Below are 19047 nucleotides of genomic sequence, written 5' to 3'. Positions count from 1 at the left end.
TGTCTGTCCGCCCCATCGCCGCCCCCCTCGCCTCCCCTCTCGCTGCCCTCGCCCCTCCTTCTTTTTGCGGGTTCTCTCCCCCCCCCCCCTCCCCCCCCCCCCCCCTCCCCCCTCTCCCCCCCCCCCCCCCCCCCCCCCCCCACGGTCGTACCGTTCGCTGGTCGAGGTGTCCGGCGTGGTGGAGCAGCTGCTGGCCGGGCTGGAGCAGCCGGCGGACGGCGGACTGCACACCGTGGGGCACCACGAGCGGGTGCGGATCGGGGCAGGGCGCGAGCTGCTGGGGCGCGACTCGCAGCATGTCGTACGGGCCCACCGCGACGGGATGGACCGATATCTGGCGATACACCAGGGCGATCCCGGCTGCGACCCGGCACGGGTGGTGGTGCGGGCGACGGAGAACTGCCGCACGGGGCGCGTGCGGAGCGACCGGGAGACCGGGGTCCTGGTGGCGGAGCTGCTCTTCGACGCGCGGCTGCGGGCGGGCGAGACGTACCTCTTCGGCTACGGCTTCGAGGACGGGACCGCGGGGCCGAGCGGTGAGTACATGCGGGGTTTCAGCTTCGCGGGCGGGCAGTACGTGCTGCAGGTGCGGTTCGACGAGGCGGCACTGCCGGTGCGGTGCCGGCGCTTCGCGCAGGCCTCCACGGGGGCGCCGCGGACGGGCCGTACGGACCTGACGCTGAGCGGCCGGCACCGAACGGTCCATCTGGTCGAGCACGGGGTGCGGCCCGGGATCCTGGGGATCGCCTGGGACTGGGACTGACTCGGGGCCTGGGCCAGGTCAGGGCCTGGGGCTGGGCCTGGGCCTGGGGCCTGGCCGCAGGGCCTACGCGGACGGCCCGGCGACGAGCTTCCCGTCGCGCACCGTGACGGGGACCTCCGGGAGCGGCACGGTCGCCGGGCCCTGGACGGCCTCGCCGGTGGTGCAGTCGAAGCGGCTGCCGTGGCAGGGGCAGTTCCCCTCCGTGCCCTCCACCTTGTCCAGAACACAGCCGGCGTGCGTGCACTGCGCGCTGAACGCCTTGTACTGGCCCTTCGCCGGGCAGTGCACGACGAGTCGCTGCTCGCGGAAGAGCTTGGTGCCCCCGACCGGAACCGCGTCCGCGGCGCCGAGCTCGACCGGCGCGGTCGGGGTCGGGACCTGGGCGTGGCCCACCTTGGACTCGGTGGAGCAGGCGGCGACCCCCAGCCCGGCAGCCCCGGCGAGGGCGGCGCCTTTCAGCACGGTACGGCGGGAGGCGGGGTGGCCGGACATCAAGTCTCCACTGGTCAGAGGTGGGGGGCGGGGTTGGCGACAGACCCGACGATACCGGCGCAGATCGCGGCGCCTGCGGGCGGGTCGTGGCCGGAGACGTACTGTCGCGCCCCGGAACGATGGGTTACGTTTTCAGCCGTGATCGTCGTCGCCGGTGAGTCCCTGATCGACCTGGTCCCGGCGCGGGCGGAGGTCGACGGCGGACGGTTGCCGGCGCTGCTTCCACGGCTCGGCGGCGGCCCGTACAACACGGCCGTGGCGCTGGGCCGCCTGGGCGCGACCGTCACCTTCTGCTCACGCGTCTCGACGGACGGCTTCGGCGAGGCACTGCTGGACGGACTGCGTGCGGCGGGCGTCGGCACCTCCCTGGTGCAGCGCGGACCGGAGCCGACGACGCTCGCGGTCGCCGCGATCGGGGCGGACGGCTCCGCGGGATACGGCTTCCACGCGTCCGGCAGCGCGGACCGGCTCTTCGCGCTGCCGCCCGAACTGCCCCGTGAGGTCCGGGCGTTGGCGTTCGGGACGTGCTCGATGGTGCTGGAGCCGGGGGCGAGCGCGTACGAGGCGCTGCTGCGGCGGGAGGCGGGGTGCGGGCGCTTCACCCTGCTCGACCCGAACATCCGGCCGGGGCTGATCCCGGACCCCGACGCGTACCGGGCGCGGTTCGCGGGCTGGCTGCCGTCGGTGTCGCTGCTGAAGCTCTCCGAGGACGACGCGAAATGGCTCGGCGACTCCCCGCAGTGGTGGCTCGGGGAGGGCCCCGCGGAGGGTCCCGCGGCGGTGGTGCTGACGCGCGCGGAGCGGGGGCTCACGGTGTACACCCGGGACGGCCTGGAGGTTTCCGTCCCGGCGGAGGCGGTGACCGTCGCGGACACGATCGGCGCGGGCGACACGGTGAACGCGGCGCTGCTGCACGCTCTGGCACGGCTCGACGCGCTCTCCCCCGAGGCCCTGCTCGCCCTGACCGGGCCCGGCTGGCGCGAGGTCCTCACCTTCGCGGCTCGTGCGGCGGCGCTGACGTGCTCCCGCACGGGGGCGGAGCCGCCGTACGCGTCGGAGTTGGCGTAGCGCCCGCGGGGCGCGGTCCGGCGGATCCTTCCCCTCCCCGTCCCTGCCCGCCCTTCGCCGCCCCTTCCTGTAACCGGAGGCTGCTCCCAGCCCCGTACGGCCTCCGGCCGTGTCCTCGATCTCCCCCACAGCTCCCCCAGAGCTTCGCCTGGCGGACCCCCGACGGGCTCCGGATGAGCCCCGTCGGCGCTTGCGGCGCGGCGGCTGGGGCGGAGCCCTGCGGGCTGTCGGATGTCCCCCGGGCTCGCGACGCGGGCACCGGCCACCGTGCCCGCGCCGGACAGCGCGCGTCGCCGACCGACCACCTGGGCGGCCCATCGACGGGCCCGTCGCCCCCGGGCGGCGGCGGGCCCGTCGCGGTCCGCAGGTCAGGCCTTGCGCGCCCGGCTACGAGCCGGGGCCGCCTTCTTCACCGGCGTCGCGTTGGCCGTGACCGTCTTCTTCCTGACCGCGGTGGCGTTGGCCGAGACCGTCTTCTTCGCCGTGGCCTTCTTCGCCGCCGTCTTGCGGGACTGCGGCGGCACCGCGTCGCTGATGCGCTCCGGGCTCAGGATGTCCCGCAGGAACTTGCCGGTGTGGCTGGCGGGGACGCCCGCGACCTGCTCCGGGGTGCCCTCGGCGATGACGAGGCCGCCGCCGTTGCCGCCCTCGGGGCCCATGTCGAGGACCCAGTCCGCGGTCTTGATGACGTCCAGGTTGTGCTCGATGACGATCACCGTGTTGCCCTTGTCGACCAGCCCGGACAGCACATTGATCAGCTTCGAGATGTCCTCGAAGTGCAGACCGGTGGTCGGCTCGTCCAGGACGTAGACCGTGCGGCCCGTGGAGCGCTTCTGCAGTTCCGAGGCCAGCTTCACGCGCTGCGCCTCACCACCCGACAGTGTCGGCGCCGACTGCCCGAGGCGGACATAGCCGAGGCCCACCTCGCTGAGCGTCTTCAGATGGCGGGCGATCGTCGGCACGGCCTCGAAGAAGTGCAGCGCCTCCTCGATCGGCATGTCCAGCACCTCGGCGATGGACTTGCCCTTGTAGTGGACCTCCAGGGTCTCCCGGTTGTAGCGCGCACCGTGGCAGACCTCGCACGGGACGTACACATCCGGCAGGAAGTTCATCTCGATCTTGATCGTGCCGTCGCCCGAGCAGTTCTCGCAGCGTCCGCCCTTGACGTTGAAGGAGAAGCGGCCGGGCAGATAGCCGCGGACCTTCGCCTCCATCGTCTCCGCGAAGAGCTTGCGGACGTGGTCGAAAACGCCGGTGTACGTGGCCGGGTTGGAGCGGGGCGTCCGGCCGATGGGCGACTGGTCCACGTGCACGACCTTGTCTACGAGATCGTCGCCGTCCACGCGGGTGTGCCGGCCCGGGACCGACTTGGCGCCGTTGAGCTCGCGCGCCAGGTGTGTGTACAGAATGTCGTTGACCAGCGTCGACTTGCCGGAACCGGAGACTCCGGTGACCGCCGTGAGGACGCCGAGCGGGAACGACACATCGATGTCCCGCAGGTTGTTCTCCCGGGCGCCGTGCACCGTCAGCTGCCTGGCCGGGTCCATGGGGCGCCGGATGTCCGGCGTCGGGATGGACTTCTTCCCGGAGAGATACTGCCCGGTCATCGAGTCCTTGTTGCCCAGCAGCTGCTTCAGCGGGCCGGAGTGGACGACCTTGCCGCCGTGCTCGCCGGCGCCCGGGCCGATGTCGACGACCCAGTCGGCCACCTTGATGGTGTCCTCGTCGTGCTCCACGACAATCAGGGTGTTGCCCATGTCCCTGAGGCGGACCAGGGTCTCGATGAGCCGGTGGTTGTCGCGCTGGTGCAGGCCGATGGACGGCTCGTCCAGGACGTACAGCACGCCGACGAGTCCGGAGCCGATCTGCGTGGCGAGCCGGATGCGCTGCGCCTCGCCGCCGGAGAGCGTGCCGGCCGCGCGGTTGAGCGAGAGGTAGTCGAGGCCGACGTCGACCAGGAACCTCAGCCGTTCGTTGACCTCCTTGAGGACCCGCTCCGCGATCTTCTTGTCGCGGGCGTTGAGCCTCAGCTCGCCCAGGAACTCGGCGCACTCGCTGATCGACATCGCGGACACCTCGGCGATGGACTTCTCCATGACCGTGACCGCGAGGACGATCGGCTTGAGGCGGCTGCCCTCACAGGTCGGGCAGGGCACCTCGCGCATGTAGCCCTCGAAGCGCTCCCGGCTGGAGTCGCTCTCGGCCTCGCTGTGGCGCCGCTTGACGAAGGAGACCGCGCCCTCGAAGGCGGGCGTGACGTACGCCCGCTCCCTTCCGTACCGGTTCCGGTAGCGGACCTCGACCTGGGTCTTGTGGCCGTACAGCAGGGCCTTCTTGGCCCGCTGCGGCAGCCCCGCCCACGGCATGTCGGTGGAGAAGCCGAGCGCCTGGGCGAGCCCGCCGATGAGCCGCCCGAAATACTCCTTGGTGTGGCCGTGGGACCAGGGGTGGATCGCACCCTCGTCGAGCGACCGCTCCTCGTCGGGGACGATCAGCTCGGGGTCGACCTCCATGCGCGTGCCGATGCCGGTGCAGTCGGGGCAGGCGCCGAACGGCGAGTTGAAGGAGAAGGAGCGGGGCTCCAGCTCCTCGAAGGACAGGTCGTCGTACGGGCAGTACAGATGCTCCGAGTACATCCGCTCGCGCTCGGGGTCGTCCTCGGGGAGGTCGACGAAGTCCAGCACGACCATGCCGCCGGAGAGGCCGAGCGCGGTCTCGACGGAGTCGGTGAGCCGGCGCTTGGCGCTCTCCTTGACGGTGAGGCGGTCGACGACCACCTCGATCGTGTGCTTCTCCTGCTTCTTCAGCTTGGGCGGCTCGGTGAGCTGGATGGTCTGTCCGTCGACCCTCGCCCGCGCATACCCCTTGGTCTGGAGGTCGGCGAAGAGGTCGACGAACTCGCCCTTGCGCTCGCGGACGAGCGGCGACAGCACCTGGAAGCGGCTGCCCTCGGGGAGCTCGAGCACCTTGTCGACGATGGCCTGGGGCGACTGGCGCGAGATGGGGCGGCCGCACTCGGGGCAGTGCGGCTTGCCGATCCGGGCGAAGAGCAGCCGGAGGTAGTCGTACACCTCGGTGATCGTGCCGACCGTGGAGCGCGGATTGCGCGACGTGGACTTCTGGTCGATCGAGACGGCCGGGGAGAGACCCTCGATGAAGTCGACGTCCGGCTTGTCCATCTGGCCGAGGAACTGCCGGGCGTAGGAGGAGAGCGACTCGACGTACCGGCGCTGCCCCTCGGCGAAGATCGTGTCGAACGCGAGGGACGACTTACCCGACCCCGAGAGCCCGGTGAAGACGATGAGTGAGTCACGCGGGAGGTCGAGCGAGACGTTCTTGAGGTTGTGCTCGCGAGCGCCACGGACGATGAGACGGTCGGCCACGCCGGGTCCGCACCTTTCTTGAGGGAGGTCGTGAGAAGAATCGGGGGCAGAGCCCCCGTCGCGGACTGCTCCAGGCTAGGGGACCACGAGACCGATGACTGCCGGACGGATGAATGCCCGGCTTCCAAGGATGCCTCTCACGAGCCTATAGCACGCGCATTCGATTTTCGGGCGCGCACGTCACCTTCACTCGAACGTGTGGCGGGGCTATCGTCTTCCCCATGATCGATCCCGTGCGTGACCTGGCATCAGTACGCGAAGCGACGGACCGGCTCCTCACCGCAGCCGCCGCCCTGGACAACGCGGCGGTCGCGGAGTCGTCACTGCTCCCCGGCTGGACCCGCGGCCATGTCCTGGCCCATCTCGCCCGCAACGCGGACGCTCTCGTGAACGTGCTCGAGGGCCGCCCGATGTACCCCAGCGCGGAGGCGCGCGAGGCGGACATCGAGCGCGACGCGCCCCGCCCGCTCGCCGTCCATCTCGACGACGTACGCGACAGTGCCGCCCGCTTCCGGGCGGCGGGTGCCGGGGAGACCGACTGGGCCCGGATCGTGGAGCTGCGCAACGGCGTGAAGGACGCGGCGGCCCGGATTCCCTTCCGGCGGCTGGTGGAGGTCGAGCTGCACCACGTCGACCTGGGCATCGGCTACGAGCTGGAGGACCTGCCGGACGAGTTCGTCCGGCGCGAGATCGACTTCCTCGCCGAGCGTTTCGGCGGCCACAAGGATGTGCCGTCGACCGGTCTGGCCGCCGAGGGCGGGCAGACCTGGACCACCGGCGGCGGGGCGAGCGGTGGTCCGGTGGGCGTCAGGGGGCCCGCGGCCGACCTCCTCGGCTGGCTGTCCGGCCGCCGGGACGGCTCGGCGCTGGTGGCCACCGGCGGCCCGCTGCCGGTGCTGCCGCCCCTGTAGTCGGCTGAGTACGCTGACCCCATGACATACAGCGGAGCGGTGAAGGTCGGCGGTCCGGCGGATGTGCACGAGCTCGCGGACCTGATGATTTCCAAGGTCGCCGTCGGCCCCATGGACAACAACTCCTATCTGCTGCGCTGCCGGACCACCGGCGACCAGCTGCTGATCGACGCGGCCAACGAGGCCGAGACACTGCTCACGCTGATCGGTGACGACGGCATCACGGCCGTCGTCACCACCCACCGGCACGGCGACCACTGGCAGGCACTGGCCGATGTGGTCGCGGCGACCGGCGCGCGCACCTACGCGGGCCGGTACGACGCGGCGGGCATTCCGGTGCCGACCGATGTGCTGGTCGAGGACGGGGACACGATCAAGGTCGGCCGGGTCGAACTCACCGCCCGTCATCTGGTGGGCCACACACCCGGCTCGATCGCTCTCGTCTACGACGACCCGCACGGCCATCCCCATGTCTTCACCGGCGACTGTCTCTTCCCTGGTGGCGTGGGCAACACCTGGAAGGATCCGGAGGCGTTCGCCTCGCTGATCCGTGACGTCGAGACGAAGCTCTTCGCGGTGCTGCCGGACGAGACCTGGGTCTACCCGGGCCACGGCAACGACACCACGCTCGGCAACGAGCGGCCGCATCTGCCGGAGTGGCGCGAGCGCGGCTGGTGACCGCCGGGTGAGCGGCCGACGGGGCGGTCGGCGACGGACGACAGGAGCGGCAGGGGCGGCAGGGGCGGCAGCGGGGTGAAATCCGGGCGCCGGTCGCCCGGTCGCAGTGAGCGATCTCGCTCCGGCATGCTTCCGCGCGCCCCGTAACCACGGGCGATTACGGGTAGTTGGCGCGACATGCGTACACGTCACTCTCCGTCGCCATCATCCTCTCCGTCGCCCTCGTCCCCGCCGTCGCCCCCCTCCATGACCCGGCTCGCGGCGGCCGCGCTCGCCGGGACGGCCGTCGAGTTCTACGACTTCTTCGTCTACGGCACGGCCGCGGCGCTGGTACTGGGGCCGCTGTTCTTTCCTACGTTCTCGCCGCTCGCCGGGACGCTCGCCGCTTTCGGCACGTTCGCGATCGGTTTTCTTTCACGGCCGCTCGGCTCCGTACTCTTCGGGCACATCGGTGACCGCTACGGGCGTCGGCCGGTGCTCTTCGCCTCGCTGCTGCTGACCGGGCTGGCCACGGTCGCGGTCGGCTGTGTGCCGTCGTACGCGACCCTCGGCGTCACCGCTCCCCTCCTGCTGCTGGTGCTGCGCTTTCTGCAGGGCCTCGGGCTCGGCGGCGAATGGGGCGGAGCAGTGCTGCTGACGGCCGAGCATGCGCCGGCGGGGCGCCGCGGGCTGTGGGCGAGCTTCCCGCAGATCGGGCCGGCCGTCGGATTTCTGCTGGCCAACGGGGTGATGCTGGCGCTGTCCGCCGGGCTGAGCGATGCCCAGTTCCGGGAGTGGGGCTGGCGGGTGCCGTTCTGGGCGGCCGGTCTGCTCGCGGTGGGCGGACTGCTGCTGCGCAGCTCTCTGGCGGAGACGCCGCAGTTCGAGCAGATCACCGAACGGGCGCGGCTGCCGCTGGCCGAAGTGCTGCGCGGCCACTGGCGGCTGGTGCTGCTGACCGCCGGGGCGCTCTCGGTCGGCTACGCCGTCTTCTACGCGGTCTCCACCTGGGCGCTGGCGTACGGCACGGAGAAGCTCGGGGTGAGCCGTACGGCGATGCTCCTCTGCATCATGGCGGCCGTGGCCGTGAAGGGTGCGGCGACGCCGTTCCTGGCGATGCTCGGTGACCGCTACGGGCGACGGCCGCTGTGTCTCATCGGGTGCACTGCCATCGCACTGTGGATGTTCCCGATGGCCGCGCTGCTGCAGACCGCCGAGCCGGTGCTGATGTTCGCCGGGTTCCTCGGCGCGCTGTTGGCCTTCATCACCATGTTCGCCGTGGTCGCGGCGTATCTGCCGGAGCTGTACGAGCCGAGGGTGCGGTGTACGGGCGCGGCGGTCGGCTACAACCTGGCGGGCGTGCTGGGCGGCGCGCTGACACCGATCGTGGCCACGGCGCTGGCGGGCGGGAGCGGCCCGCCGTGGGGTGTGGCGGCGTATCTGACCGGGATGGCCCTGCTCAGCCTCGGGTGCTTCGCGCTGCTGCCGGAGACTTTGCCCGCGCGGACGACGGACGCGCAGCCCGCGGAGGCGCGGGCGACGGCCTGACGCGCCCGGGACGTCAGCCGACAGCCGTCGGCCGTCCGTCGTTCGCTGTTCGCCGTTCGCTGTTCGCCGTTTGCCGTTCGCCTGCCGACGCAGACACCGGCCGGTTGCTGGGCAGCCCGGCCGGTGCAGCGCGCCGCATGTCGCGCGGGTGAGGCGTCGGAGGCCGGACGGTCAGACCTCGATGCCTTCCTTCTGCGTCGGCTCGGCCGCCTCGCCGGCTTCCGCGGCTTCCCGCCGCTCCTGCCTCCTGGAGGCGATGAGGCTGGTGATCGTGGTGACGATCAGGACGCCGCAGATGACCGCCAGCGAGAACGGGATGGAGATCTCGGGGACATGGAGCCCGGACTCGTGCATCGCGTGCAGCACGAGCTTGACGCCGATGAAGCCGAGGATCACCGACAGCCCGTAGCTGAGGTGGACCAGCTTCTTGAGGAGTCCGCCGATCAGGAAGTACAGCTGGCGCAGACCCATCAGCGCGAAGGCGTTGGCCGTGAAGACGATGTACGGGTCCTGGGTCAGGCCGAAGATCGCGGGGATGGAGTCCAGCGCGAACAGCACATCGGTGGTGCCGATGGCGAGCATCACGACCATCAGCGGGGTCAGCACACGCTTGCCGTTGACGCGGATGAAGAGCTTCGTGCCGTGGTACCGGTCGGCGACGCCGAACTTCTTCTCGATGGACTTGAGGAGCCGGTTCTCCTCGAACTCGTCCTCCTCCTCGTCGGAGCGCGCCTCCTGGATGAGCTTCCAGGCGGTGTAGATCAGGAACGCGCCGAAGATGTAGAAGACCCACGAGAAGCTGGCGATGATCGCGGCGCCGGCGGCGATGAAGACGGCCCGCAGGACCAGGGCGATCAGCACACCCACGAGCAGCACCCGCTGCTGGAGGTGGGACGGCACCGAGAACTTCGCCATGATCAGGACGAAGACGAAGAGATTGTCGACACTGAGCGACTTCTCGGTGATGAAGCCCGCGAAGAACTCACCGGAGGCCTGGCTCTCGCCGGCCAGCAACAGGCCGAGGCCGAAGAGTGCGGCGAGGACGATCCAGACGACCGTCCAGATTCCGGCTTCCTTGACCGACACGTCATGCGGCTTGCGCCCGATGAAGAAGTCGACCGCGATCAGGGCGGACAGACCAAGAATGGTCAGCGCCCACAGGGTCCATGAAACGTCCACTGCGCCTCCGGCGTCGTACGGCTACTGATCAGCGTCGTCGCTGCCGGAGGTCTCTTCCACCCGGGCGGCCTGCTGCCGCACTTCGGGCCGGCGCCCCGGGACTGGTCTCTGTCTGTCCGTCCGTACTGACGGGCACGCCGCACATGGGGAGTACTCCCCTCCGCGCAAAGAACAGTACAGGAAAGACCAAAGGAAGGTAAAGACGGTGGTAATGAAGTCGTCAAGTCAGCAGTTCAGGGCCTCGCGAGGAATCAGCGTCGCCAGGTGCGCCGCGCTTCGGCGACCTGGGCCAGCACCTGCTGGAGAACCGCGCTGCCCCGGGGGATCTCCGGCGGCTCGTACGTCCAGGAGTGCTGCACCCACGGGTCGGCGAGATGGTCGTCCGGAACGGGAGTGATCCGCAGGAGCGAGCGCCACAGCGGGTCGAGCACCGGTCCGTAAGCGCTCGCGTCCTCGCGGTCCGCGACCATCAGCAGATGGACGCCGACGGCTGGACCTTCGTCGGCGAGATAGCGCAGCTGGGTGACCGCCCGGTCGTCGAAGCCGTGCGGGAAGTCATTGACGATCAGCAGCTGCTCGGAGGTGTCCAGATCGGGCGGCAGGGCGTCGGCCGCTCCGCCGCGTACTGCCATCTGCACGAGGTCGACGCGCTGGGTGAGCTTCGCGAGTACGGCGGAGACGCCCTGGGCGCCCGCGGCCGGCGGCTCGTCCAGGACACCGGAGCGCGCCAGCGGAGCGAGCGAGGCCGCCGCGGAGCCCGCCGGGTCGATGACGTGCACCGTGAACTCGCCGGCCGGGTAGACCGCGAGCAGCCGGGCGGCGTGGGCGACCGCTGTGTCCATGGCGAGCCTGCGCAGCTGCGCCTCGTCCATCATGGACGCGGCCTCGGACGTGGCGCGGCCGCTGTCCACCCACAGACCGCGCTCCAGCGGCAGCCGGATCAGCATCGGGATGCGGAGCTCCGGGCGCTCGGGCAGATGGAGATCGCCGAGGCGCAGGGCCATCGGGATCTCCATGGGGACGCGGTAGCCGTGCCAGACGGGGTTGTCCCAGCGGGCGAACGCGGGCGGCAGAGCGGGCTCGACGACCTCGGACTCGGCGATCAGCTGGGCCAGATCGCGGTCGAGGACCTCCCGGGCCCGCTCGGTCAGCTGGTCGTGCTTGGCGCGGGCCGCCTCGCGAGCGGCGTTCCCCGCTCCGCCGATCCGGCTGCGCGGGTCGGAGAGGGCCCGGTCGAGCTCCTGGTCGAGCCGCGACTCCGCGAAGTCGACCGCGCTGCGGTACGCCGCCGTCGTACGGGCGAGGTCCTCGAACATGCCCCACACCTGGTTGTACAGCCGCTCCTCCATGGACCAGCCGGTGGCATCACCGGCGACCGGCGTGGGCGGGCGGCCCGCCTCGCCGGGCGGTGCGGCCGGGGGCGGCGGAGGCGGCGCGACGGACTGCCGGCGCGGGTGCGAGTAGTTGATGGGGCCGTCGGCGGCCTGGGTCTGGCCCTGGCCCTGTCCGTGTCCGGGGGGATGGGAAGACCCGTCGGCGGGCGTGTCGGCCGGGACGTGGCCCTGGGCCGGCGTGTTCGGGGACTGCGTACTCGAGGACTGCGCAGGCGACCCGGAACCGTGTCCGGAGCCCGAGTCGCCGCCGGTGCCGTTCGCTGCCGCCGGGGCGCCGTGGCGCACCTCGGTGGTGCGGGGCGGGGGTGTCCCGACCGTACGGGCGAGGCCGGGCGCGACGGCCTCCTGAATGGCGGCGGCGAGCTCGCCCGCGCGGTCGAGGCCCTGGTCGGCGAGGAGTTCGGCGAGGCCGCCCGCGTACCCCTGGCCGACGGCGCGGACCTTCCACACGCCCTGGCGGCGGTAGAGCTCCAGGGCGACGACGGCGGACTCGGTGTCCAGACCGGTGATGGTGTAGCTGGCGATCTCGGTGCCGTCGGGGCCGGTGACGGCGACGAACGGGGCGGCGACGGCGCCGAAACGGACCGGGGCGGCCGGCCCGATGGGCAGCGCGAGCAGGAGCGTCAGCCGGTGCACGGCGGCGGGCACGGCGTCCAGGTCCACGGTGAGCCGGTGGTCGGCGGTGGCCTGGCGGGAGACCTCGACCCCGGGGAGGGCCGGCTGGGCTGGGTGGGCGACCCATTCGATGCCCGGCACCCGGCCGTCCTCGTCCCCGAGGGCGGCGCCGGCCACGACGGGCTTGCCGGCCGACACCCGGATCTCCAGTCGGGTGTGGGGCAAGGGATGGTTCTGCCCCCGGACCAGCTCGGCCGTCATTGCCTCTGTCCCCTCGGTGGTAAGCGGTGCAGCTCCCGGCGGCCTGGTTGCCTCCGGGAGCTGCTCGTCGGGTGAATACGGTGCCCTGTGCCTACAGATGCGGCAGGATCGACGGCATCAGGTCCTGGAACGTACGCCCGTTGGCCGGGTTGCCCAGGGCGGTCATCTGCCATCCAGACCCGACGCGGTGCACCTTCGCCATGATCTGGGCGGTGTACTGGCCGCCGCCGTCCAGCGTGTAGCGCGCGAGCTCCTGGCCGTTGGTCTCGTCGACGATGCGGCAGAACGCGTTCTGCACTTCCTGGAACGTCTGGCCCGTGAACGAGTTCACCGTGAAGACGATCTGGTCGATGTGGACCGGCACTCGCTGCAGGTCGACGAGGATCGCCTCGTCGTCGCCGCCCTGACCGGCGCCGCCGACGAGGTTGTCACCGGTGTGACGGACCGAGCCGTCGTCGCTCACGAGGTGCCGGAAGAAGACCACGTCCACCGGCTGCTTGTCGGCGAAGAGCACCGCCGAGGCGTCCAGGTCGACCTCCCGGGTGCGCGAGCCGAACAGGCCGCGCCGCGGCGCGGCCTGCCAGCCGAGGCCCATCCGCACCGCGGTGAGGGTGCCGCCGCCCTGCTTCTCCAGGCTGATGGCCTGTCCCTTGGTCAGATTGACGCCGGGACCCCCGGGCGTACCGCCCTTGGATACGTCCACCACGCGCTGTCCCCTCTCCATGGTTCCCCCGCAACCGTCCATGTGTGCGGTTGCCCAGCACCCTACGCAGTCGCGCCGACAGCGCAGGAGACTTGGTCTGTTTTTGTGTCGGTGTTGAAACACACATGCCGGTCCCGACCGGGCCGGATGGGTCAGGCGAGCCCGGCCTCCTTCATCTGCCGCAGCTCCTTCTTGAGTTCGCTCACCTCGTCGCGCAGCCGCGCGGCCACCTCGAACTGCAGCTCCGCCGCCGCGGCGCGCATCCGGTCCGTCATCTCCTCGATGATCCCGGCGAGTTCGGCGGCGGGACGGTCGCTGGTGATCTCGCCCTTCCTGGCTGCCGCTGCCGCCTTGCCGCCCTTGGCCGGCTTGGCCCCCTTGACGCCGTGCGCGGCCAGCGACGGCACCGGCGCCTTGGCGCCCTTGCCGTCCTTCCCCTGGCGGTAGCCACTGCCGAGCAGCTGCTCGGTGTCGACCTCCTCGCGGGCGATGGTCGCCACGATGTCGTTGATCTTCTTACGGAGCGGCTGCGGATCGATGCCGTTCGCCTTGTTGTACGCGACCTGCTTCTCGCGGCGGCGGTTGGTCTCGTCGATCGCCTGCGCCATCGCCGGGGTGATGGTGTCGGCGTACATGTGGACCTGACCGGAGACGTTGCGCGCCGCGCGGCCGATGGTCTGGATCAGCGAGGTGCCGGAGCGCAGGAAGCCCTGTTTGTCCGCGTCGAGGATGGCGACGAGGGACACCTCGGGGAGGTCGAGGCCCTCACGGAGCAGGTTGATGCCGACGAGGACGTCGTACTCACCGGAGCGCAGCTCGCGCAGCAGCTCGACGCGGCGGAGCGTGTCGACGTCGCTGTGGAGGTAGCGGACCTGGATGCCCAGCTCCAGGAAGTAGTCGGTGAGGTCTTCCGCCATCTTCTTGGTGAGCGTCGTGACCAGGACGCGCTCGTCCTTCTCGGTGCGCTTGCGGATCTCGTGCACCAGGTCGTCGATCTGGCCCTCGGTGGGCTTGACGACGACTTCCGGGTCGACAAGCCCGGTGGGACGGATGATCTGCTCGACGAAGCCGTCGGAGCGGGAGAGTTCGTACGTGCCGGGGGTGGCGGAGAGGTAGACGGTCTGGCCGATCCGCTCCTGGAACTCCTCCCACTTCAGCGGCCTGTTGTCGAGTGCGGAAGGCAGCCGGAAGCCGTGCTCGACGAGGGTGCGCTTGCGCGAGGCGTCACCCTCGTACATCGCGCCGATCTGCGGGACCGTCACATGCGACTCGTCGATGACGAGGAGGAAGTCCTCAGGGAAGTAGTCGAGGAGGGTGTTGGGAGCGGTGCCGGGGGCGCGGTCGTCGAAGTGCATCGAATAGTTCTCGACGCCGGAGCAGGAGCCGATCTGGCGGAGCATCTCGATGTCGTACGTCGTGCGCATGCGCAGCCGCTGGGACTCCAGCAGCTTGCCCTGCTTCTCCAGCTCGGCGAGGCGCTCCTCGAGCTCCCGCTCGATTCCGTTGACCGCCTTCTCCATGCGCTCCGGGCCGGCGACGTAGTGGCTGGCGGGGAAGACGTACAGCTCCTGGTCGTCGCTGATGACCTCGCCGGTGAGCGGGTGGAGCGTGGAGAGTGCCTCGATCTCGTCGCCGAACATCTCGATCCGCACGGCCAGCTCCTCGTAGACCGGGAAGATCTCGATGGTGTCGCCGCGGACCCGGAAGGTGCCCCGGGCGAACGCCAGATCGTTGCGCGTGTACTGGATGTCGACGAAGCGGCGCAGCAGCTGGTCGCGGTCGATCTCCTCGCCGACCTTCAGCGGCACCATGCGGTCCACGTACTCCTGCGGCGTGCCCAGACCGTAGATGCACGAGACGGAGGCGACCACGACGACGTCCCGGCGGGTCAGCAGGGAGTTCGTCGCCGAGTGGCGCAGCCGCTCGACCTCCTCGTTGATCGAGGAGTCCTTCTCGATGTACGTGTCCGACTGCGGGACGTACGCCTCGGGCTGGTAGTAGTCGTAGTACGAGACGAAGTACTCCACCGCGTTGTTCGGCAGGAGCTCGCGGAACTCGTTCGCCAGCTGGGCGGCCAGGGTCTTGTTCGGCGCCATGACGAGGGTGGGGCGCTGGAGCTTCTCGATCATCCAGGCCGTGGTCGCCGACTTGCCGGTGCCGGTCGCACCGAGCAGAACGACATCCTTCTCACCTGCGCGGATGCGCTGGTCGAGCTCGACGATGGCCGTGGGCTGGTCACCGCTGGGCTGGTAGGGGCTGACGACCTCGAAGGGCGCCATCGAGCGTTCGATCTGGGAAACGGGCCGCATGGAACCACCGTACGACCCCCACTGACAGCCGGGCGGGATCGGGGGACGTACCCGGCTCGGGGAGGTGCCGGGTACGGGGCTTGCCCGGACCGGTCTCGGCCGGCCCCACCGGCACCGCGCCGGTGGTCGGACCGCGCCCGGGCTGCTCGGACCGGGTTCCGGGTACTCGGACCGGGTTCCGGGTGGTCGACCGGCTCCCGGGAGGTTCAGCGCTGGCGGGAGCGCTGGGAGGAGCGGCGGGACGACCGGGAGGCCGCCGACCAGTTCGCCGGCTCCCCGTACGACGGCAGACGCCGCTGTCCGGGCACTCCCACGCCTGCCGTGCGGCCCCGGAGCGTCCGGCCCCGGGGCAGGGGCCGCTGCCCCGCCGGTGCGCCCATGACCAGCAGCGGATCGAACATGACGACGACGCCGGCGAGGACCAGGAACACCGCGGGGCCCACCAGCATCGGGGCGATGAGCGTTGCGGGAGAGTCGCCGACCGCGGACATCTGCACGGCGCCGTGCAGATGGACGCTGACTGCGGCCATACCGGTGTAGTGCATTCCGCTGACCGCGACGCCCATCACCAGGCTGGCGCCGAGGCTCGGCAGGAAACCGTGGATGGACACGGCGGCCCAGAGGGCGGTGGTGGCTGCCACGACGGCGATCACGACGGACAGGGCGACGGTCGGGGTGTCGTAGTCGAGCCGCCCCTGGAGCCGCATCCCGGCCATGCCCAGGTAGTGCATGGAGGCGATGCCGAGGCCGGTGATGGTGCCGCCGGTGACCAGGGCCATCGCGGTCGCGCCGCGGTAACCCACGATGAAGATCCCGATGCCGGTCATGACGACGGCGACGCCGAGGCTGGCGAACGTGGTCGGCCGGTCGTAGCTGATGGGAGCTTCGGCCACGGTGAAGCCCATCATGGCGACGAAGTGCATGGTCCAGATTCCGGATCCTATGGAGGTGGCGCCGAGCGCCAGCCAGCCGGGCTTGAGGGATCCGCCGTCGCGCACCGATCTCGTGGTACACCGCAGTCCCAGCGCTCCGCCGAGGCAGGCCATGAGGTACGCGACCACAGGCGTGACGAGGCCGTAACTGAATCCGTCGACTGTGCCCTGCATTCCTCTATGCCCTTCGCCCCTTGTGTCGCGGGTGCCTCCATGCGCTCCCGGCGAGGAAGCCTTGCCCGGGGGCGAGAGTATGGCGAGCGGGTCGTCAAGCAAACATCGGGGCCGGGATTTATCCGCGAGGGAACGGTGGAGCGACCGTCTCAGGACGGCGGTTCCGTTCACGTTGTGGCCATCCTGCGCCCGTCGGTGGATTTCCACAGGCCGCAACCGCTGTCGGTGGGCGGCCGTACGGTGGTTCGCATGAACAGCTTCGACTGGACCGTCGTGGAATCGGACATCGGGCCGCTGCTGCTCGCCGTCACCGGGGAGGGGCTGGTGAGCGTGGTGTTCCACGCCGACGAGGCGGTTCGGGACAGGGCACTCGGGCAGCTGGCCGCCCGGCTCGGCGCCGAGCCGGGCGAGGAGGCGCCGGACTCGGCCCGGCTGGCCGAGCCGATACGGCAGCTCGCGGAGTACTTCGCGGGACGTCGCCGGGAGTTCGCGCTGCCACTGGACTGGTCGTTGACCTCCGGCTTCAACCGCCAGGTGCTGCGCGAGCTGGCGGACGGCGTTCCCTACGGGACGGTGGTGGGGTACGGCGACCTGGCCGACCGGGTGGGCCAGCCGGGCGCCGCGCAGGCGGTGGGGGCGGCGATGGGGTCGAATCCGCTGCCGGTCGTGGTGCCGTGCCACCGGGTCGTGGAGAGCGACGGGGGCCTGGGCGGCTTCGGGGGCGGTCGTGAGACGAAGCGGCAGCTGCTGGCGCTGGAGGGGGTCCTGCCACAGCCGCTGTTCTGATGCGGATCCGACGGCAGTGGTACGGCGGCGGAAAGAACCGTCCGACGGCGGGTGAGCGGTCACGGCGGGCGGGAGTGGTCGTGCCGCCCGTTCCTGCGGACCGGGATGTTCCCTACCGATGGGTGTAACTGGCACACTTCGGCGGTGGCCAGTACATCCTCTGACGCGTCCATAGCCTCCGACACCGTCGATCTGCCCGCGCTGCGGCGGCGAACGGCACCCGTGCTGATCGTCAGCCAGATCCTCGGGGGGCTCGGCGTCGCGTCCGGTATCGCGCTTGCCGCCGTGCTCGCGCAGGAGGTCAGCGGGACGGAGGCGCTGTCGGGGCTGGCCCCGACCGCCACGGTCGCCGGGACCGCCCTGCTGTCCATGCCGCTGGCTGCCCTGATGACCGCACGCGGGCGGCGTCCGGGGCTCGTCCTGGCGTATCTGATCGGGGCGGTCGGCGCGGGCGTGGTGGTGCTCGCCGCGGTGCTCGGAAACTTTCCGCTGCTCCTGGTGGGCATGGCCGCCTTCGGGGCGGGCTCCTCGGCGAATCTGCAGGCGCGGTTCGCGGCCGCGGATCTGGCCGAGCCGGACCGGCGGGCCCGGGCCATCTCCACGGTGGTCTGGGCGACCACGATCGGCGCGGTGCTCGGGCCCAACATCGCCGCACCCGCGGGGCGGAGCGTGTCCGGCCTCGGCATACCGGAGGCGGCGGGGCCGTTTCTCTGGGCCGCGGGGGTGTTCCTGATCTCGGCTTTGGTCGTGGCCGTACTGCTGCGACCCGATCCGCTGCTGACCGCGCGGGCGCTGGCGCCGGCCGGGGAGGGCGGGCAGGAGGAGCGCTCGCTGCGGGCGGGTGTGCGGGCGATCCGGGCGTCGGCGAGGGCGCGGCTCGCGCTCGTCACGGTCGCGGTCTCCCACACCGCGATGGTGTCGATCATGTCGATGACCCCGGTCGCACTCAGCCACCACGGGGCCGGGATCGAACTGATCGGCCTCGTCATCAGCGGTCACATCGCGGGCATGTATGCGTTCTCGCCGGTGATGGGCTGGCTGTCCGACCGCCTGGGAAGGCTCTCGGTGATCGGTCTCGCCGTGGGTCTGCTGTCGTGTGCCGCGCTGCTGGCCGGAACGGCGGGGGCGAGTCATGGCCGTACCGCGGCGGGCCTCTTCCTGCTCGGACTCGGCTGGTCCGCGGGCCTCGTCTCGGGCTCCGCCCTCCTCACCGACTCCGTACCGGCTCCCGCCCGCGCCGCGGTCCAGGGCCTCTCGGACCTGACCATGAACGCGACGGCGGGCATCGGAGGCGTCGCGGCGGGCGTCATCGTGTCCAAGGCGAGCTATGGCTGGCTCAACCTCATCGGCGCGTGCCTGCTGCTCCCGTTGGCGGCCCTGGCCGCCCGCCGCGCGCTCGCCCGGCCGCGGCCCGCGGTCAGGGGCGACACGAGCGGATGAGAACGGCGTCCCGGGGCGCCCCGGGACGCCCGGTACGTGCAGCCGGCCGTCACAGGCTGATGTGGTACGCCTTGCGCAGGGTCTCGTGCACCGTCCAGGTCGTACGGTCCCCTTCGCGCAGGACACACGCGTCCCCGGGCCCGACGTCCAGCGTGTCCCCGCCCTCGACCTCGATGGTGGCGCGACCGCTCACGACGACGAAGAGCTCATTGGCCTCGGTGTCGGTGACCACGCCGGGCGTGATCTGCCAGATGCCGCGCAGCTGCTTGCCGTCCTCGGACTCCCACAGCACCTTGCCGGTCACGACCGGCTCCCCGGCGACGATCTGACCGGGGTCGAGCGGTTCGGCCTCCAGCTCGGCGTCCGGGATGTGCACGGCGAACGAAGGGGAAGCGGGCGCGGCGGCTGAATGATCAGAAGTGGTCATGGCGC

At 71.1% G+C, this 19047-nt stretch carries 15 protein-coding genes; 7 read left to right on the top strand and 8 right to left on the bottom strand.

What is annotated here, in order from left to right:
• A partial coding sequence (locus AC0699_RS05715) for a hypothetical protein (RefSeq protein ID WP_478656056.1) occupies nt 1–763 on the top strand: 763 nt, incomplete at its 5' end.
• Between the two features lie 63 nt (nt 764–826).
• Here the strand turns inward: AC0699_RS05715 and AC0699_RS05710 are convergent.
• Complete coding sequence (locus AC0699_RS05710) at nt 827–1255, bottom strand: Rieske (2Fe-2S) protein (RefSeq protein WP_478656054.1); 429 nt, start codon at nt 1253–1255, stop codon at nt 827–829.
• A gap of 138 nt (nt 1256–1393) precedes the next feature.
• On the opposite strand from AC0699_RS05710, the gene AC0699_RS05705 reads away from it, so the two are divergent.
• Nucleotides 1394–2323, top strand: a complete 930-nt coding sequence (locus tag AC0699_RS05705; protein WP_478656052.1) for a carbohydrate kinase family protein — start codon at nt 1394–1396, stop codon at nt 2321–2323.
• 368 nt (nt 2324–2691) lie between these two features.
• Here the strand turns inward: AC0699_RS05705 and uvrA are convergent, their stop codons facing one another.
• Nucleotides 2692–5706 (bottom strand): excinuclease ABC subunit UvrA, encoded by a 3015-nt coding sequence (uvrA, locus tag AC0699_RS05700; RefSeq protein WP_478656050.1) that lies wholly within the window; start codon nt 5704–5706, stop codon nt 2692–2694.
• Nucleotides 5707–5927: 221 nt separating this feature from the next.
• On the opposite strand from uvrA, the gene AC0699_RS05695 reads away from it, so the two are divergent.
• The 3 genes from AC0699_RS05695 to AC0699_RS05685 all read left to right on the top strand — a co-directional run bounded on the left by AC0699_RS05695 (nt 5928) and on the right by AC0699_RS05685 (nt 8822).
• Complete coding sequence (locus AC0699_RS05695; protein ID WP_478656048.1) at nt 5928–6617, top strand: maleylpyruvate isomerase family mycothiol-dependent enzyme; 690 nt, start codon at nt 5928–5930, stop codon at nt 6615–6617.
• A gap of 21 nt (nt 6618–6638) precedes the next feature.
• Nucleotides 6639–7295, top strand: coding sequence for an MBL fold metallo-hydrolase (locus AC0699_RS05690; RefSeq protein WP_478656045.1), 657 nt, complete (start codon nt 6639–6641; stop codon nt 7293–7295).
• A 246-nt stretch (nt 7296–7541) separates the two neighbouring features.
• The gene (locus AC0699_RS05685) at nt 7542–8822 is read left to right on the top strand and encodes an MFS transporter (protein WP_478656042.1); all 1281 of its coding nucleotides are present in this window, start codon (nt 7542–7544) and stop codon (nt 8820–8822) included.
• 171 nt (nt 8823–8993) lie between these two features.
• Here AC0699_RS05685 and AC0699_RS05680 read toward each other — a convergent pair whose 3' ends face one another.
• The 5 genes from AC0699_RS05680 to AC0699_RS05660 form a co-directional block, all read right to left on the bottom strand.
• Entirely contained in the window at nt 8994–10001 is a 1008-nt protein-coding gene (locus AC0699_RS05680) for a TerC/Alx family metal homeostasis membrane protein (protein ID WP_478656039.1), read from the bottom strand.
• Nucleotides 10002–10252: 251 nt separating this feature from the next.
• Nucleotides 10253–12271 (bottom strand): TerD family protein, encoded by a 2019-nt coding sequence (locus AC0699_RS05675; protein ID WP_478656037.1) that lies wholly within the window; start codon nt 12269–12271, stop codon nt 10253–10255.
• Between the two features lie 91 nt (nt 12272–12362).
• On the bottom strand, nt 12363–12995 hold the full coding sequence (locus AC0699_RS05670; RefSeq protein WP_478656034.1) for a TerD family protein: 633 nt from the start codon (nt 12993–12995) through the stop codon (nt 12363–12365).
• 131 nt (nt 12996–13126) lie between these two features.
• Complete coding sequence (gene uvrB / locus AC0699_RS05665; protein ID WP_478656032.1) at nt 13127–15283, bottom strand: excinuclease ABC subunit UvrB; 2157 nt, start codon at nt 15281–15283, stop codon at nt 13127–13129.
• 206 nt (nt 15284–15489) lie between these two features.
• A complete protein-coding gene (locus tag AC0699_RS05660) occupies nt 15490–16389 on the bottom strand; it encodes an MHYT domain-containing protein (protein WP_478656030.1) in 900 nt (299 codons plus the stop codon).
• Between the two features lie 249 nt (nt 16390–16638).
• Here AC0699_RS05660 and AC0699_RS05655 point away from each other — a divergent pair, with 249 nt between their 5' ends.
• Together AC0699_RS05655 and AC0699_RS05650 are read left to right on the top strand one after the other, a co-directional pair.
• Nucleotides 16639–17175 carry a methylated-DNA--[protein]-cysteine S-methyltransferase gene (locus tag AC0699_RS05655; RefSeq protein WP_478656028.1) on the top strand — a complete coding sequence of 179 codons (537 nt, stop codon included), beginning with the start codon at nt 16639–16641 and terminating at the stop codon, nt 17173–17175.
• A 105-nt stretch (nt 17176–17280) separates the two neighbouring features.
• Nucleotides 17281–18615: an MFS transporter gene (locus AC0699_RS05650; RefSeq protein WP_478656026.1), complete on the top strand. Its 1335-nt coding sequence runs from the start codon at nt 17281–17283 to the stop codon at nt 18613–18615.
• A 49-nt stretch (nt 18616–18664) separates the two neighbouring features.
• Here the strand turns inward: AC0699_RS05650 and AC0699_RS05645 are convergent, their stop codons facing one another.
• Nucleotides 18665–19042 carry a cupin domain-containing protein gene (locus tag AC0699_RS05645; protein WP_478656024.1) on the bottom strand — a complete coding sequence of 126 codons (378 nt, stop codon included), beginning with the start codon at nt 19040–19042 and terminating at the stop codon, nt 18665–18667.
• Between the last annotated feature and the right edge of the window lie 5 nt (nt 19043–19047).

It is taken from the genome of Streptomyces sp. NPDC043870 (assembly GCF_056435785.1).
This window is presented reverse-complemented; position numbering and strand designations above follow the sequence as displayed.

Bases quoted from the DNA above. Each gene is read 5' to 3' on its own strand.
- AC0699_RS05655 (WP_478656028.1), top strand. From the start codon at position 16,639: ATGAACAGCTTCGACTGGACCGTCGTGGAATCGGACATCGGGCCGCTG.
- AC0699_RS05645 (WP_478656024.1), bottom strand. From the start codon at position 19,042: ATGACCACTTCTGATCATTCAGCCGCCGCGCCCGCTTCCCCTTCGTTC.
- AC0699_RS05660 (WP_478656030.1), bottom strand. From the start codon at position 16,389: ATGCAGGGCACAGTCGACGGATTCAGTTACGGCCTCGTCACGCCTGTG.
- AC0699_RS05675 (WP_478656037.1), bottom strand. From the start codon at position 12,271: ATGACGGCCGAGCTGGTCCGGGGGCAGAACCATCCCTTGCCCCACACC.
- AC0699_RS05670 (WP_478656034.1), bottom strand. From the start codon at position 12,995: ATGGAGAGGGGACAGCGCGTGGTGGACGTATCCAAGGGCGGTACGCCC.
- AC0699_RS05695 (WP_478656048.1), top strand. From the start codon at position 5,928: ATGATCGATCCCGTGCGTGACCTGGCATCAGTACGCGAAGCGACGGAC.
- AC0699_RS05650 (WP_478656026.1), top strand. From the start codon at position 17,281: ATGTTCCCTACCGATGGGTGTAACTGGCACACTTCGGCGGTGGCCAGT.
- uvrB (WP_478656032.1), bottom strand. From the start codon at position 15,283: ATGCGGCCCGTTTCCCAGATCGAACGCTCGATGGCGCCCTTCGAGGTC.
- AC0699_RS05690 (WP_478656045.1), top strand. From the start codon at position 6,639: ATGACATACAGCGGAGCGGTGAAGGTCGGCGGTCCGGCGGATGTGCAC.
- AC0699_RS05685 (WP_478656042.1), top strand. From the start codon at position 7,542: ATGACCCGGCTCGCGGCGGCCGCGCTCGCCGGGACGGCCGTCGAGTTC.
- AC0699_RS05710 (WP_478656054.1), bottom strand. From the start codon at position 1,255: ATGTCCGGCCACCCCGCCTCCCGCCGTACCGTGCTGAAAGGCGCCGCC.